Below are 15,923 nucleotides of genomic sequence, written 5' to 3'. Positions count from 1 at the left end.
AAACCAATGCTAAGTCCTGGGGGATCTTGCGATTTCCTCAAGACCCCGAGGACCTTCCTTCATATTCCCTGCGAGGAAATTCCCCGCACTATTCACTTCCACGAACGGCTCTGTCATGTCTCCGTCGCCAGAAGTTCTCCAGACGTTGTCTTTCACCAAGACCCTGGAGGAATCGCGGACGATTACAGCTTTTTGTTCCGGCATAGGGCGCTGCGAATCAGCAATCACAGTGTTGTGCCGCACGGTCCCGCTGACCTGCCGCTCGAGGAGTATTCCCGCAGTCGACGTAACTGTACGAATGGTGTTAGAGGTAACTTCGTTGAAGCGCCCACCGGTCGACTCACTCGCCACCGTCACGACCACCACGGCCTGACCCGCCTGCCCCCCACCCGAGATAACGTTTCCCTCGACCTTGTTAAAGCTGCACTCCGTGGAATTCTGACCTACTCGAATTACAGGTCGCCCTTCACCCTGAACGGAGATTACATTTCCATGAATGATATTCCCAACTATCGCCGTTTCATTGATCGAATCCAAGGACACTGCGACGCTTGAGGAGGAAACTTGACCCTTTATAACATTGTTGGCAACAACGCAATTTCTCGCATCGCGCACATTTATTCCCGTGAGGTCCCGAGTGGTTCCATCCATTTTAGCCCGCAGGGAGTTATTCGATATCACGTGACCCTCTCCCGAAGCGACTATGGGAACCTGACAGCCTATGAACGAGTTATTGGCCACCACGTTTCCTAGACCGCTTTGCGCATACACTCCGTGGTTGTGGCAGTCTTCGAAACTGTTCTGGACCATCGAATATGATCCGCCCACGCCGGGGCCGTGATTTGCGATGCTGATGCCCTGGACACAACTGGCGATGCTAGTGCCGTGGACCGAGCCCGCGGTGCTGCGAGATGAACCGGTCGAGGGATCGAAAACGATACCGAAGTGACCGGTTTCCACACCCGTCCAAGACCGCTCCGGATATCCCCCAACTATGACGCAGTCGCGGATCCCCCCGCCATTGCCTCGGATGCCAAACCCTACCTTGGGCACTTTGAGCAGCGTCATCCCTTGGGCGGTGAAGCTTTCACCCTTCACATGAACCATGGCATGTGTCCATGGCGTATTGACGCCATTCCACGCCCCCGGCCCCTCAATACTGCCGCCGAACAGTGAAACGCGGTCCCCTTCGATCACCACGCCGTCCTCGAATGGTTCCTCTAGGACAAGCTTCGCCCCGGGGCCAAAGCCAATGCGGACAGAATTAGCCCGAATGGTGGCAGAACGGATGGAGAACGACCCGTCAACTACAGCCGAATCACCATCGGCGAGGGAATCCAGGAAATCCTGAAACCGCTCCGGTCTGTCCGTGCCGCTCGTCGAGAAGCGCTTGAGACCTTCCGGTGCAACGCGAGGATCTGCCTCCTCAGGGCGTCCCAATTCCGACATGCTGAAGCCCACTCCACCGCCGATGAGTCCCGCGCCGAGTGGGATGGCAGCAGACTTGAGCATCGACCGGCGACGCAGCAGGTGCTGCCGTTCAGAATCTGCGGGCACTGCGACCTTGATCCTTGACGATCTCATCCGCAGGGCGTCGAGCCGCCCCGAAGGATAGGGACGCGCCCGCGATGGAGTAGTGCTTCAGGCGCAGGGCGGGCTTCTCGACCAGCCACCATGACATTGCCGCCAAAACCATGGAGACAGCGAGCACCAAACACACAAGGACGGTGCCGTTGATCGGCCAGTCCCGCGCCCCCGCTTGCACCATCACGTTGACCACGAACATGTGCCAGATATAGGTCCCGAAGCTTAGATCGCCGACCTTTCTGGGCAGCCGCACGAAGAACCTCGGCGCGTTGTGGCCGAACCACAGCGCTGCATAGGACAAGGGGACTGCCGCCACGGCCGTGAGAACGGAGTCCATCCCTTCGCCTCCGCCATGGGGAACATTGATGATGGCAAAATACGCCATCAATGAAGCGAGTGCCAGCCAGGCGGATTTCACGACCTTGTGCCAAGCTCGAGACCACACTATTCCAATTGCAAAAAACCATAAAAAGGGAATGAAAGTTACGCCAAAGACTTTGAGAAGGAGGGATTCCGCGGCTGGCCCGTCCGTAATGCCATAGATGACGACACCGGCAACGGACAAGACTGTCACAGCGACCATGGCCACGCGCCACCCCCATCTCCGCGCCGCGATCACCACCAACGGAACCACGACGTAGAAGCTCACCTCGACGGGAATTGTCCACAGGCTCCCATTGATGACACCGATCCCGAAGGACCCGAGAGCCTCGGGATTGAAGACCGGAATGAGGAACATGTAGCTCAGGACGAAGGCCCAGGACTCCAGTGAGGCAAACCATCCGAGGTCGATGACGCCCAAGATCAGCAACAAGACAATGGATACGATGCCGTACGCATAAATGGCCGGGAGGATCCGTAGTGCCCGGTTCCGGTAGAACTCCCACCATGGGCGGTGATCTTCGAGACACCGCTCCGCCGATCGGACGACCAAGTATCCACTGAGAACGAAGAAGAGGGACACACCGCCGTGGAACCACGGTCCCGCAGTGGCGGAATGCCACAGGAACTGGGCATCTAAGTGGATGACGCTATGGTGGATCAGCACCATTAAGGACGCCAATAATCGGAGGAAATCAAAGGCGTTGTCCCGACTCATCGGCGCAAATGTCATCTTGGTCTCCGATCAGCCTTGGACACAAACAGGCGTCAGTGTATCAACTGCGAGGGCTCGCCTTGTGGTCCCCCGATTTGTCCTCCCGGCCCCGACAAGGGCGTCAGTGCATCGATCCATCGCAGGGTCCGGTACAGTCATCGCTCGGTGCGGGGGCCAGACAATCTATGCAATGTCTGGCACGGCGCACCTTGTCCCGGCAGCAGCGGCAGGGCCCTGCGGCTCATCCCACGACCTGGAGGAGCGGTGGCGTGAGGCAGCTCTGGAGGCGGGCCTTTGAGTCCCCCGCCGCTCGCATCGGTTTGGGCCTGGCCATCGGCCAGGGAGCCATCTTCATCTCCACACCATGGTTGACGCGCCTATACGGTCCGGAGGCGTTCGGCGTCATGACGGTAGGGCTGGCCATTGCCGGCATCTGCGCGACCTTCGGCACGCTCCGCGTGGAGCTTCTCATTCCCCGCTTGGACGAATCCGAACTCGCCAACGCAACCCGTTTCAGTTCGCTGACCCTGTTCGCTGCATCTCTCCTCGGCGCCCTTGCCATGTACCTCTCCACGCGAGCGGGACTCTTGGAGTCGGCGCTGGTAGGAGCGGTGACTTTCTTTCTGGGTGGAGCGGCGATTTATCAGCAATCCCGCATTCGCCGCAACGCGCTGGGGCGGATCGGAAGCGCCAAAGCCGCCCAAGGACTGGGACAGGTCGTAGCCCAAGGTGGTTTCGCCTTAGTCTCTCCTACCGGGGCAGGCCTGGTCGGCGGCCTCGTAGCGGGGTACGGATGCGCTTTCGCGCTTCTGCGGGCTCCTCGGCCGCGACCGAATGGAGATGGAAGCGTCGCGGCCTTCGGCCGCCAGAACCTGCGGCAGATGATCCGGCTCACGCTGTCAGCAACACTGAACTCGATCACGGTGGCCTTCCTGCCACTACTGCTGTCCTATCAGTTCGGCACCGAAGCGACAGGCCAATTCTCGGTCGTCCAGCGTCTGGCGCTCGTACCGGTCGGATTGGTTCTTGCCGCACTATCTCCCGTGATTATCGCAACGGTCAGTGCTCGACTGCGCACAGGCAAACCGACATCCGTAGTCGTGAAAACCTGGATCCGCCGGTTGTCGATTGTCGGCGCCGTTGCAGGTGCGGCGTTGGTCGTGGTCCCGCAGTCATGGGTCGCCGCCCTGTTGGGTGCGGGCTTCAGTGCCTCTCACGCCTACTTCGCGCCGCTCGCTCCGATGATCGCCAGCCAGCTGGTGTGCGGCCCATTGTCTACACTGCTCGCAATCTTCCGCCGCGATCGACTCCAACTTATTTGGGACGCCTGTCGCTTCGCGGCCGTGGCGTCCGTAGGCGTCGCGCTGGGCGCAATGTCACACGATCCAATTGTGACGGTCCTGGGCATTAGCGTGGTCATCACCGTCTTCTATGTCGTTTATCTAGTCTTGCTCCTCCGCGCAACCCGAAAAAGTGACACCTTAACCTGAAAGGTTCGTGGTCCTTCCATGGATTTGCAGTCAAGAACGGTCACGACCGACAAGTGGACCCTTCACGTCCCGCGGACAACGACCTCGACCTCGCCGCTAGTCTGTATCCCCACGATTCACCCGCGTGGTGACCAACGCATCCTCCGATGCACACAAGTGCTGCTGAATGCCGGTTTCCGCGTGGAGCTCATCTGGGAGGGCACAGGGCGACCGTCGACGGACGATGTCATATCGGAACAACTGGTCGTTCCAAGCACCTCCTTCGCCGAGCGGCTCATCAAGCTTGCCGGATTGACTTCAAGGGGATTGCGGACAGGCGCGCGGAACTGGCATATCCATGACTTCTACATGCTGCCGAGCGCACTGGCGGCCCGGTTGCGGGGTATCCGCACCATTTACGACGTCCACGAGTACTATCCGGAGTACTACTCGTCCAAACTGCCAGCTCCCCTTCGGCCCCTCGCGCATCGCGCCATCTCGGGCTTCCAGGTAATCTCCGCACGGGTAATCGGTGGGGCCAATCTCGTTGCAGAACCGATGACACCTGCCTTCCAGAAGGCCGGGGCGCCGACGGCAATCACGCCCAACTATCCGTACAACACGCGGGCCTCGACGGCGGGGGGCACCGAGCGCACTGGCGCGATCCACATAGGCACCCTCAGCCACACCTATGGGATGGACCAGCTCATCTCCATCGGCGAGCACTTGGTCGACATGGAAGCTTCCTTTTCTCTGGACTTGGTGAAGAAGTTCCCGAACGCCGATACGGAGAGGACGTTTCGGGAACGCCTTGCTCGCAGCCAGGCCTCGTCAGTCATCAACCTCATCGACCCCGTCAGGCCTTCTGAAATCCCCGGGCTCCTCGACACGTATGCCGTGGGCGTGTCCACGATTCTCGACGCCGGACAGAATGACATCGCCGTCCCCACGAAGCTCTACGAGTACGTTCTAGCCGGCGTAACCGTCGTTGGCACGCAGCGCATGGCTCAGCGTCAATTCCTGCAGACTTGGGGGCAGTCCTTCCTCTTTGCCGATGACGACACCTTAGGGATGGCCCAAGCCATCATGGACGCGCATGATGACGCCTTGAAGGCCCGGGCTCTCGCGGCCGCCCAGGCCGCAGACGGCCACCTGCAATGGGAGCAGAGGCCGGCCGCTTCGCTGACACGCTTGGCGGAGGCTGTCTTCAACACTGGAGGGAAGGCGAATGTCTAGAGACTTCCATGACGTGCTGGTTGCGGACGATGGCGGGCCTGTTACTCGGCAGCCGCGCGGGTGGCGCTTCCGCGCATCGGTCGTCGTGGGGGTCATCGTCTATGCCATGGTGCTCGAATATGCCTATGTGACCTTCATTGCACCGAAGTTCGGGTATCTGCGTTATTACTACGTGGAGCCCGACAGGGTCCTGATGTGGCTGGGCCTGTGCGCGCACATCGTCACGGCGTGGACGTTCAACGCACGATGGCAACGTCCCTCCGACGTCATGGCTTGGCTGACGCTGAGCTTTGTAGTCCTGCCCATCGGGGTTGTCCCCTTCTTCAGTGGAGCACTCAAGTCTTCCGAAGCCCTCGCGTGGTCGCTTGGCAGCGCTTTCGTCCTCCTCGTCATGAATTGGCTCTGGTCCATCCGGGCACCGGACGTGATCCCGGTGGTACGGAGGGGTTCCCTGATGCTGTGGGCCGTGGTCTTTGGATTCACTGCCGTCACTTATACCTCCATGGCATTTACCGTGGGCCTCACCATAGACATCCACTCACTGCTGTCGGTCTATGACGTGCGGGACGAGTATAAGTCCGCGCTAACGGCGGCCAGCCCGATCGTCGGCTATTTGGTCAGCAATCAGGGCTACGTAATCAACCCGCTGCTCATGAGCATCGGTGCCCTCAAAAAAAATATTCCACTCGTTCTGATAGGAATACTTGGCCAACTCTTGATCTATTCTGAGACGGGCTTCAAGACGATCTTCCTCTCCGTGCCCGTAGCTATTGCCCTTGGGCTAATGCTCAAGGGCAAGACGCAACCCAGGAGCACGCTCTTCTTCCATGCCGTGAACCTCGTGGCGATCGCATCGGTCGTCATTGACTCCATTCGCGATGTTTCCGTCGTGCAGATCTTTGTCAACAGACTCATGATCACCTCCGGATACCTGACGGCCATCTATGCGGATTTCTACTCTGAGGCCCCCAAGCACTTGTGGTCTTACTCCTTCCTCTCGGGGATCACGACTTCCCCCTATGACGCCCCGCCGTCTATATACCTCGGACAGAAGTACTTCGGATTCGAAGAACTCAATGTCAATGCGAATCTCTTTGCCGATGGATTCGCCAATCTGGGCGTGGCCGGGATCGCCATCGAGGCGCTCGTTCTGGTGGGTGCCGTCATACTCCTCAACATGACTGCACGTGGACTTCCCATATCCCTCATCTCAGGCACACTCCTGCTTCCTGTGATCGCCTTGGCCAACGGCAGTCCCATTACTGCCCTCTTCAGCTATGGCCTGCTGCTCTCCGCCCTGGTCTTTGCCTTGGTCCCTCGGGACGACTTCCAAGGATTCCGTCCCGACCACATCCGGGAGCCGGATGACCACGTACCGGCCGGGGCGCCCCGCCTGAGGTTCCGCCAATCACTCCAAGCCCACCCGACGTACCGGCGATAGGTGCTTCACCGGAAGCACGACGGGGTCCCATTCACGTACAACGAGATCCGCCGGGCGGGCCGCAGGTCGAGCTGCGCCCACAAAGCCGAGGCCATGCCAAGCACCCCGCGTGGCTCCATGGCTACCCCGATCTGCCGATTCGGCAATCAGCCCGTGGAGCCACACGGGTGCGCTGTCGTCAGACGCGAATGCCCCTGCGCAGGTGGTGGGTCGTAGCCATCGACCGGATGAAATTGACCACGCGTCGGGAAGAGTCCGCGATTCGGTAGTCCGCGGGAATGGTGGAAGGCCCATCGAGTTCGTGCTGCCTGATCGTCATGCAGACGGCATCCACCACGTCAGCCGGGTTCAACCCCGTGGTGATGATGGATCCGGTGTCGAGGGCTTCCGGCCGCTCGATCGCATCGCGGAGCGTCACCGCGGGGAACCCCAGCATGGATGACTCCTCCGAGATGGTGCCGGAGTCCGAGATCACGCAACGAGCCCCGAGCTGGAGGCGGTTGTAGTCGTGGAATCCCAACGGGTCGTGGAGGCGGATGTTGCTGTCCGTGGTCAGGTCGAATTGTTCGAGGCGCTTGCGGGTCCGCGGATGCGTGGAGACGAGGAAGGGTACGCCCTGGTCCGCGGCGACAGCCTGGAGCGAAGCTATGACCTTCTCCAGCCGGTCCTTGCTGTCCACGTTCTCCTCGCGGTGGACGCTGGCCAGAAGGTACTCGCCCTCGCGCAGTCCTAGGCGCTTCAACACGTCCGAGGCGTCGATCCGGTCGCGGTAGGTGGTGAGGACCTCCAGCATGGGCGAGCCCATGACCATGATGTCCCGCGGGTGCAGTCCCTCGGCCAGGAGGTTCCGGCGCGAATGCTCGGTGTAGACGAGGTTGTAGTCGCTGACATGGTCCACGAGGTGCCGATTGATCTCCTCCGGCACATTGGGGTCGAAGGACCGATTGCCCGCCTCCAAGTGGAACACCGGCACCTTCAAGCGCTTGCCCATGATCGCGGAGACGCAACTGTTGGTGTCCCCCAGTACGACCATGGCATCCGGACGCTCCTCGAGCAGGACTTTCTCCGTCCCCCGCAGGACGTCCCCGAGCACGGACCCAAGGGACGAGGTGTCGGCGTTGAGGAAGTAGTCCGGACGCCTCAATCCGAGGTCCTCGAAGAAGATCTCGTTCAGGGTGTAGTCATAGTTCTGCCCGGTGTGCACCAGCACGTGGTCCGTGCACTCCTCCAGCCGCTGGATCACGCTAGCTAGCCGGATGATCTCCGGCCGTGTACCGACGACCGTCATGACCTTCAAACGTCTGCTCACTTAAACTGTCTCCGGAATCGTGTCGGGGTTGCTCGGGTCGAAGATGTCATTGGTCCAGAACGCGGTGTACAGCGTGTCGTCCCCGACGTTGCTGATGTTGTGCGCGTACAGCGTGGGCATGTCCACACTCTTGGGTTCATCGCCGGTGATCGTGTAGGTGAACACCTGGTCGTCGAAGAGGCGTCGAAGCCTGATCTCGGCAGTCCCCGATAGGACGGTAAAGCGTTCCACCTTGCGCCGGTGGAAATGATCCCCGCGGGTGATCCCCGGAGCCGTCGTCGAGAAGGAGGTCTGCCCGGTGCCCCCGTGCGAACGCACGATCTCGAAGAACGATCCCCGCTTGTCGGCGTGACGGGTGATCGGAAGGGGCATGTTCTCCGGGAACGCATAGGCCCGATAGGTGTTGAACAGGTCCCGGCGGAAGGGCGAGGAGAGGTCCGGCAGTTCTCCGCTGGTGTAATGCGCAGCGAACTCCTGCAGGTGTCCCAGGATGCCTGCGACGGTCTCGCGATGGGAGGCTCGATCCATGTCAGAGGCTCCGACGACTCCCAGCATGATGTCGGCCGCGTCCTGGGCGTGTAGAAGTTGCAGTTCCTTGTCCTGGTGGACTTCCGGGGCTCCGCCTCGAGCTACCACGTGGGAGAACGTGGCGACCACCGAGTTGTAGTGCGGGCGTCCGTATTCGCCGAACAGGTTTGGAAGCAGGACGTCTTCATAGGTGGAATCCGCGCGCTCTACTGCAGTGCCCAACTCGGCCCCGGCCCTCTGCTTCGCCGTTCCGTACACCGTGCCGTTGCCGGCCTGGATGCTGTTGGCGAAGATGACCGACTCCGGAGCCCGCTCGCAGCGCTCCAGGGCCTGGCCCAACTGCTGGACGAACAGGGCGTTGCCCTCCTGGATCTCGGCGTCAGTCCCGCGATTCACGCCCGCCAAGTGGATCAGTCGAGTCGCCCCGTCGAGTGCGCCGACGGCATGATCAACGTCGAAGCCTGGACCCACCGGGATGGCCACAGTGTTCACCCCGAGTTCCCGTGCCGCGGCACGCACGTGCAGCCCGAGGAAACCGCCGGCGCCCGTGATGGCGATCTTGCTCATGGATTCATCCCCCTCAGGCACCGACGTCGGCCAGACTGAGTTCCGCGCGCACCTCGGGGAGCGTGAGCAGCAGGGCCTCGACCTCCTCGACGGTCATGCGCTCGACGGAATGTGAGTCGTAGTCGTCGTAGAGGATCTGGGCACGATCCCCCTCCTCGACATAGATCCTGTAGTTGAGGTCACGGTTGTCGGCCGGGATGCGGAAGTACTCCCCCATGTCCTCCGCCCGCGAGAGCTCCTCTCGGCTGGCCAGCGCCTCGGACAGCTTCTCCGCATGCCGGGTACCGATGACGTCGACGCTGGCGGGCGACCGGAACAGGTTGATGACGGCCTGCGCGAGGTCTCCGATCGTGCACGATGCCGCCTTGCGGATGAACAGGTCGCCTTGGCGTGCGTTCTCGAAGGCGAACTCGACTAGGGAGACGGAGTCCTCCAGGGACATCATGAAGCGCGTCATCTCCGGGTTGGTCACCGTGAGGTTCTTCCCGGACTTGAGCTGCTTGATGAACAACGGGATCACCGAGCCCCGGGAGTACATCACGTTGCCGTAGCGCACACACGAGACCGTGGTCGTTGTCCCACGGTTGTTGAGGCCGTAGGACATGGCGACCTTCTCCATGAGGGCCTTGCTCATGCCCATGGCGTTGACCGGGTAGACGGCCTTGTCGGTCGAGAGGCACACCACCGAGGAGACGCCCTCGTGGTCAGCGGCCCTGACCACGTTCTCCGATCCGGAGACGTTGGTCCGCACCGCCTCCATGGGGAAGAACTCACAGGACGGGACCTGCTTCAATGCGGCGGCATGGAAGACATAGTCCACGTTCTTCATGGCCCGCTCGACGCTGGTGTAGTCCCGGATGTCTCCAACGTAGAAACGCAGGCGGTCATCGCCCAGGTCGTGCCTCATCTGGTCTTGCTTGGCCTCGTCCCGGCTCAGGATGCGGATCTCCTGGATGTCATCGCGGTCGAGCAGACGACGGGTCACCGTGTGCCCGAAGGAGCCGGTACCCCCAGTGATCATGATTCTCTTAGCGTCCGACACGGTCGCTCCCTTTCTTCCTTGCGCATGCTGCTTCTGTCAGGATCCGTTCCAGTCGGTCCAGCCCGGAGTCGGCCGACATGGACCGGTTGTAGAACTCCAGGCTGCGACGGCTGAGTCCGGCGTACGTCTCGTCGTCGATGCGTGCCGCTCGATCGACGCACGCGGCCAGGCTTTGCGCGTCGTCAGGCGTCGCGACCAGACCTACCTGCTCGTCCCCTACCATCTGCGCCAGGTCGCCCGGGACGTTCGTGATCACGGGGATGGCCTCCCGCATGCTCCCCTGGAACTTCGACGGGATGGTCCCACGGAAGATGTCCAGGTTGCGGAGGGGGATCAACTGGAAGTCCGCCCAGTCAAGATGCGGGCCGAGCCTCTCACGCGGGACAGGATCGAAGAACTCCACCCGCCCCGGGGGCAACCGAACAGCGGCACGCCGCTTGACGTCCTCCAGGCTGCTGCCGGCGCCGACCACCCGCAGCCGCACGCCGGGGTCTGAGCTCTTGGACAGCGCATCTATCACCACGTCAAACCCCTGCAGGTCTCCCACGTTCCCCGCGTAGAGCAGGTGGAGTCCGCCCTCGCTGGCGGTACGGCGTTCCCGAGGTGTGACCTGGCGACCATCTTCCACGGACCAGTTGAGGATGGTCCGCACCTTGCGGGCATCACCGCCGCGCCGGCTCAGCACCTCCGCCATTGTCGGGGCGATGGCGACGATGGCCTCGGCACGCGCATAGGCACGGCGCAGCCACGGGTTCAGGACCGCCTCGACCGCCTGCTTGGCCTTCGGCGGGATCATCGAGGACTCGGATATGGACTCCGGCCACAGGTCTTGGACGTGCAGCACGAACGGGGTTCCACACAGGAGGCTCCATACGTGCACCGGGATGGAGGCCGTCATCTGCGTGGCGTACACGTACACGACGTCCGCGCCGCTGATCAGGGAGCGCGCCCTCGAAGCCGACCCCGCGAAGCCGAAGTAGCTGGCGAATCGTCCCACGGCGTTCTGCGAGTGGGAGATCGGCGTCCGGACCCGGTGTATCGGCACCCCGTCCGCAACGGTGGTGGTGTCGTGGTTGCGGAAGCCCTCGTAGACCCTTCCGGCCGGATAGCTCGGCGGTGCGGTCAGGACCTGCACCTCGTGCCCGCGGGCGCGGAGGCCACGGGCCACCTGCCCCGGGATCGGCACCGGCTCTGGATCATAGTACTGGCTGAGAACGACGATCTTCATCGTGCGGGCACCCCCTTGACCGTGGCGTCGGCGGGGACGTCCCGTACAACACAGGCGGCGGCTCCAACCAAGGCGCCGGGTCCGACCTCCAGTCCCTGCAGGACGACGCTGCCCGCGCCAAGGAGGGTCCCCGTCCGGACACGCACCTCACCTGACACGGTGACAGCGGGATTGACGGACACGAAGTCCTCCAAGACCGCGTCATGGCCGATGGTCGCATTCGGGTTGAGATGGACGTGCCGTCCGAGCTGCACATTGGTTGAGACCTGTACTCCCCCGCAGACGACGCTTCCTGCGCCGAGGAGAGACCGGGAACCGACGACGGCGGCCGGGTGGACAAGGACGGCCGGCTCCCAGCCCAGCCGTTCCAGTCGCGCTGCCAGGATCTCGCGCACGGCAGGGCTGCCGATGCCGATGACGAAACTGATGTCCGTCCCGTCCCATTCCTGCGGGATGGGACCCAGGTATGCCAGGCCTCGTTGCCGCAATCGAGTGAGGTTCTTCTCCGCAGGGGCGTCGTCATAGAACCCTGACAGTTCCCACAGCGGTGTACCCGCGGCGGAGTTGACGGCCTCAACCACATCGGCGGCCTCACGACCGAATCCGCCGGCCCCCACGATGACCATCGGACGCGGCGTCACGTCGAGGTTCCCCGCGATTCAAGGACTCCAGTCCTGCTGGAGGCCGGAAGCGGACTCCCCGTGAACTCGCTCATGGTCGCCTGGCCGTCCGCGGATATGCCATGGCGGCGGAACACGGCACTGACCGTCTGCAGCAGAATCCTCGCGTCGGTCCGCAGGGTCATGTTGTCCACGTACTCGACATCGAGCCGGAAGCGCTCCTCCCAATCCACGAGGTTCCTGCCGCTCACTTGGGCCAGACCGGTGATTCCGGGCCTGACCTCGTGCCGCCGTGCCTGCTCCGGCGTGTACCGGTCCAGATACGACACTAGGAGCGGTCTAGGTCCCACGAAGCTCATGTCCCCCTTGAGGACGTTGAGCAGGGATGGCAATTCATCCAGGCTTGTCGAGCGCAACCATCGGCCGAAGTCGGTCAGCCGCTCCTCATCGGTAACCAGACCCGCCTCGGGATCGACGTCCTTCATGCTGCGGAACTTGTACATCCGGAACGTCTTTCCCGCCCTCCCGGGACGTTCCTGCGTGAACAAGACCGGTCGGCCCAAGTTCCTCCGGACCATCAGCGCCGTGATCCCGAGCGCCGGTGAGGCGAGCACCAGCAACCCGGCGGCGCCGAGGGCGTCGAGGCTTCGCTTGACGAACCCGTAGTCGATCATGCGGGAACCATGGCGTCCTCGAGCGCGTCCAGCACCCGCGTGAACTGTGCCTCGCTCATCGATGAACCACTGGGGAGGGTGAGCCCGTTCTCGAACAGGGACTCGGAAGAGCCGTTGACGAGACGAGGGGCACCCCGGAAGACCGGCTGTAGGTGCATCGGCTTCCACAGCGGACGCGACTCGATGCCATCGCGGTCGAGCTTCGCCTGCAGGTCGCGTGCGGTGAGGGTGGTCTGTGTGGAGTCCACGACGATGGACGACAGCCAACAATTGTCCTCGGTGTCGTTCGTGCCACCGAAGACCTCGATGCCCGGAATGTGCTCGAAGAAGTCCTTGTACCTTGCACGCCACTGCTGGCGCCTGCTGATCATCTCGTCAAGGCGGCTCAGTTGCGCCCGTCCCAGCGCCGCCAGGATGTTGCTCATCCGGTAGTTGTAACCGACATCCGTGTGCTCGTAGTGCACCACCGGCTGGCGTGCCTGCGTGGAGAGGTAGCGCACGTTCTGGGCCAGCATCTCGTCGTCGGTCACGAACATGCCGCCACCAGAGGTCGTCATGATCTTGTTGCCGTTGAAGGAGAAGACCCCAGCGCGTCCGAACGAACCCGCGGCCTTCCCGCGGTGGAAGGCGCCCAGGGACTCGGCGGCGTCGCAGAACAGCGGCACCTCGTACACCGCGCAGATGGACTCGATCCGGGAGTAGTCCGCTGCCTTCCCTAGCAGGTCCACCGGGACCACCGCGGAGGCGGGCGTCCCTGCTCCCTGAAGTTCGGCCAGCGCCTGGTCCAGGAGCTCAGGATCGATGTTGCCAGTCATGGGATCCGAATCCACGAAGAACGGGGTCGCTCCGGTGTAGGCCACGGCATTCGCCGTCGCAGCGAAGGTCATCGTGGACGTCACGACGATGTCGCCGCGCCCCACGCCCAGTGACAGGAGCCCCAAGTGCAGGGCCGCCGTACCCGAGGACAGCGCCACGGCATGCCTCACCCCGGTGCGCTCCGAGATCTCCGCCTCGAAGGCGTCCACGTCCGGTCCCAGTGGTGCAATCCAGCCCGATCGCACCGCCGAGAGGACGTATTCCTCCTCCAGCTCTCCGACGTCCGGCTTCGACATCAAGATTCGTTCAGTTGCCACTGACTACTCCTGCCTCGTGTTCCGTCTTGCCGCACCGCTTCAGCCAGACGTCCCGGTCCATCTGGTCCGGTGACAAGGCGCTGACGAGTGCATGTGAGATCTTCGGATGGAACGGGCGCTCATCGCCCTCGCCCAGGCCCACGAGCTCCTCGTGGAGCTTCTCCCCCTCGCGGAGGCCCGTGAAGGTGATCTCGATGTCCTTGCCGGACATCTCGATCATGCGCTCGGCGATGTCGAGGATCCGCACGGGCTCGCCCATGTCCAGGATGAGCACCTCGCCCGGGGCGCCGATGGCGCCGGCCTGGACCACGAGCTGGCAGGCCTCCGGGATGGTCATGAAGTAGCGGGTGACGTCCGGGTGGGTGACCGTCAGGGGGCCGCCCTTCTCGATGAGCGAGCGGAACGTCGGGAGCATGGAGCCGCGGCTGCCGATGACGTTGCCGAAGCGCACGGAGAGGTACGGCCGGCCGGTCTCCTGGCCCATCCAGGCGGTCAGCTTCTCGGCGACGCGCTTGGAGTGACCCAGGACACTCGTCGGATTGGCGGCCTTGTCCGTGCTGATGTTGATGAACGTTGCCACGTCGGCGTTCCTCGCCGCCCGGAGGACGTTCAGCGTCCCCAGCACGTTGGTCTTCCACGCCTCCTCGGGGTACTGCTCCAGCATCGGCAGGTGCTTCAGGGCCGCCGCGTGGTAGACCACCTCCGGCCGGCGTTCCTGGAAGACGCGCTCGAGGGCCTCGGGCTCGCGGATGTCCGCCAGCACCACGTCCCGGGTGTGGAGCAGGCCGTGGCCCACGACCCCCAGCTGGGCCTGCTGCAGGCCGGTCTCGTCCCGGTCCAGCATGATCAGCTCGGTGGGCGCGTACTTGGCGATCTGGCGGCACAGCTCGGCGCCGATCGACCCGCCCGCGCCCGTCACGAGGACGCGCTTGCCGGCGATGTAGTCGGCGATCGACTCCACCTCGGTGTCCACCGGGTGCCGGCCGATGAGGTCCTCGATGGAGATGTCTCGCAGGTCGGACAGCTTCGTGTGCCCCGCGAGGATGTTCTCGAGCAGGGGCAGCACGCGCACCCGCAAACCGGCGTCCTGGGCGGCGTCGGTGATGCGCCGGACCAGCGAGGAGTCGGCGCGGCCGATCGCGATGACCAGCTCCTCCGCGGCCGTGCACTCGGCCACCGTGGCGATGTCGTCGAACCCACCCAGGACCCGCACGCCGCGGATCTCCAGGTTCGAGAGCTCCGGGTCGTCGTCGAGCAGGGCGACGGGCCGGAACGTCGAGTCGGCATCGGTCTGCATCCGGCGGATGACGGTCTCCCCCAGGTAACCGGCCCCGTAGACGATCGTGCGGGCGGCGTCCTGCCTCGGCCCGAGGCGGCGCTCACGGCTGAGGCGGAACACGTACCGGGCTGCCAGCATGCAGAACAGCGCCATAGGGGTCGCGATCAGAGCGACGCTGCGCGGAACGTTCCAGGCCGTGCCGACGGCGAAGACCAGCACGGAGGTCAGGGCTCCTACCAGCACGACCACGTAGGTGAGTGCCCGGACCTCGGCGAAGGTGCCGTAGGGATGACGGCCGCGGTAGACACCGGTGACGATGCCGAGGACCGACTGGAGTGCGATGGTCACGATGGCGATGAGGAGCAGCCCCAGGACGGGCATGCGCTGGACCTCGAACTCGTAGCGGAACCAGGCCGCCACGGGGATCATCACCACCCAGCTCAGCATGTCCACCGCCCAGAAGACGGCGCGCGCCAGTCGATTGCGATTGATGCGGTTCACCAAGACCCCCCATTGCGAATGATCCAGCCACGGGCCCCTCAGCCCGAACCGGCCTCCCCGTCCCCACCATCCCCGTGGTGACAAAGTGACTGATTCAGCCTAGGGCATACTCCTGTGACCGGATCATTCTCTACGCCGTGGGTCGTCGCCGGCCGTCAGCGCAGCGACCACCCGGCGTCCTGCCGGTAACCGTTGGGTGAACGCGTGCGCCGG

General features: G+C 63.1%; 13 protein-coding genes. 3 read left to right on the top strand and 10 right to left on the bottom strand.

Translation table 11 applies throughout. The features are described from left to right. Positions 1–9: 9 nt before the first annotated feature. A complete protein-coding gene (locus E7744_RS04445; RefSeq protein ID WP_168199752.1) occupies positions 10–1,557 on the bottom strand; it encodes a right-handed parallel beta-helix repeat-containing protein in 1,548 nt (515 codons plus the stop codon). Further along, positions 1,541–2,686 (bottom strand): acyltransferase, encoded by a 1,146-nt coding sequence (locus tag E7744_RS04440; RefSeq protein WP_168199751.1) that lies wholly within the window; start codon positions 2,684–2,686, stop codon positions 1,541–1,543. Before E7744_RS04440 ends, E7744_RS04445 begins: the two co-directional genes overlap by 17 nt. Positions 2,687–2,952: 266 nt before the next feature. Between E7744_RS04440 and E7744_RS04435 the strand changes: the two genes are divergently transcribed. From E7744_RS04435 to E7744_RS04425, 3 genes are all read left to right on the top strand, one after another. Next, complete coding sequence (locus E7744_RS04435; protein ID WP_168199750.1) at positions 2,953–4,173, top strand: lipopolysaccharide biosynthesis protein; 1,221 nt, start codon at positions 2,953–2,955, stop codon at positions 4,171–4,173. 156 nt (positions 4,174–4,329) lie between these two features. Then, on the top strand, positions 4,330–5,388 hold the full coding sequence (locus tag E7744_RS04430) for a glycosyltransferase family 4 protein (RefSeq protein WP_137773087.1): 1,059 nt from the start codon (positions 4,330–4,332) through the stop codon (positions 5,386–5,388). A 13-nt stretch (positions 5,389–5,401) separates the two neighbouring features. Further along, positions 5,402–6,829 (top strand): hypothetical protein, encoded by a 1,428-nt coding sequence (locus E7744_RS04425; RefSeq protein ID WP_137773086.1) that lies wholly within the window; start codon positions 5,402–5,404, stop codon positions 6,827–6,829. 178 nt (positions 6,830–7,007) lie between these two features. Here the strand turns inward: E7744_RS04425 and wecB are convergent, their stop codons facing one another. The 8 genes from wecB to E7744_RS04385 are packed head-to-tail and all read right to left on the bottom strand — an operon-like array spanning position 7,008 to position 15,710. Beyond that, a complete protein-coding gene (gene wecB, locus E7744_RS04420; RefSeq protein WP_137774834.1) occupies positions 7,008–8,117 on the bottom strand; it encodes a non-hydrolyzing UDP-N-acetylglucosamine 2-epimerase in 1,110 nt (369 codons plus the stop codon). A gap of 21 nt (positions 8,118–8,138) precedes the next feature. Further along, positions 8,139–9,233, bottom strand: coding sequence for an SDR family oxidoreductase (locus tag E7744_RS04415; protein WP_137773085.1), 1,095 nt, complete (start codon positions 9,231–9,233; stop codon positions 8,139–8,141). A 13-nt stretch (positions 9,234–9,246) separates the two neighbouring features. Then, positions 9,247–10,254, bottom strand: coding sequence for a polysaccharide biosynthesis protein (locus tag E7744_RS04410; RefSeq protein ID WP_305764211.1), 1,008 nt, complete (start codon positions 10,252–10,254; stop codon positions 9,247–9,249). 7 nt (positions 10,255–10,261) lie between these two features. Then, positions 10,262–11,503 (bottom strand): glycosyltransferase family 4 protein, encoded by a 1,242-nt coding sequence (locus tag E7744_RS04405; RefSeq protein WP_137773083.1) that lies wholly within the window; start codon positions 11,501–11,503, stop codon positions 10,262–10,264. Next, the gene (locus E7744_RS04400) at positions 11,500–12,144 is read right to left on the bottom strand and encodes an acetyltransferase (protein ID WP_246858543.1); all 645 of its coding nucleotides are present in this window, start codon (positions 12,142–12,144) and stop codon (positions 11,500–11,502) included. Before E7744_RS04400 ends, E7744_RS04405 begins: the two co-directional genes overlap by 4 nt. Continuing rightward, entirely contained in the window at positions 12,141–12,797 is a 657-nt protein-coding gene (locus E7744_RS04395; protein ID WP_137773082.1) for a sugar transferase, read from the bottom strand. The genes E7744_RS04400 and E7744_RS04395 overlap by 4 nt, the downstream gene beginning before the upstream one ends. Next, positions 12,794–13,930 carry an aminotransferase class I/II-fold pyridoxal phosphate-dependent enzyme gene (locus E7744_RS04390; RefSeq protein WP_168199749.1) on the bottom strand — a complete coding sequence of 379 codons (1,137 nt, stop codon included), beginning with the start codon at positions 13,928–13,930 and terminating at the stop codon, positions 12,794–12,796. The genes E7744_RS04395 and E7744_RS04390 overlap by 4 nt, the downstream gene beginning before the upstream one ends. Beyond that, positions 13,920–15,710, bottom strand: a complete 1,791-nt coding sequence (locus E7744_RS04385; protein WP_246858542.1) for a nucleoside-diphosphate sugar epimerase/dehydratase — start codon at positions 15,708–15,710, stop codon at positions 13,920–13,922. Before E7744_RS04385 ends, E7744_RS04390 begins: the two co-directional genes overlap by 11 nt. Positions 15,711–15,923 lie beyond the last annotated feature (213 nt).

Origin of the sequence: Citricoccus sp. SGAir0253 (genome assembly GCF_005877055.1) — a bacterium.
GTDB lineage: Bacteria > Actinomycetota > Actinomycetes > Actinomycetales > Micrococcaceae > Citricoccus.
The sequence above is the reverse complement of the archived record's forward strand: the minus strand, read 5'-3'. Positions and strand labels throughout refer to the sequence as shown.

Bases quoted from the DNA above. Each gene is read 5' to 3' on its own strand.
- E7744_RS04440 (WP_168199751.1), bottom strand. From the start codon at position 2,686: ATGAGTCGGGACAACGCCTTTGATTTCCTCCGATTATTGGCGTCCTTA.
- wecB (WP_137774834.1), bottom strand. From the start codon at position 8,117: ATGACGGTCGTCGGTACACGGCCGGAGATCATCCGGCTAGCTAGCGTG.
- E7744_RS04415 (WP_137773085.1), bottom strand. From the start codon at position 9,233: ATGAGCAAGATCGCCATCACGGGCGCCGGCGGTTTCCTCGGGCTGCAC.
- E7744_RS04410 (WP_305764211.1), bottom strand. From the start codon at position 10,254: ATGATCACTGGGGGTACCGGCTCCTTCGGGCACACGGTGACCCGTCGT.
- E7744_RS04405 (WP_137773083.1), bottom strand. From the start codon at position 11,503: ATGAAGATCGTCGTTCTCAGCCAGTACTATGATCCAGAGCCGGTGCCG.
- E7744_RS04395 (WP_137773082.1), bottom strand. From the start codon at position 12,797: ATGATCGACTACGGGTTCGTCAAGCGAAGCCTCGACGCCCTCGGCGCC.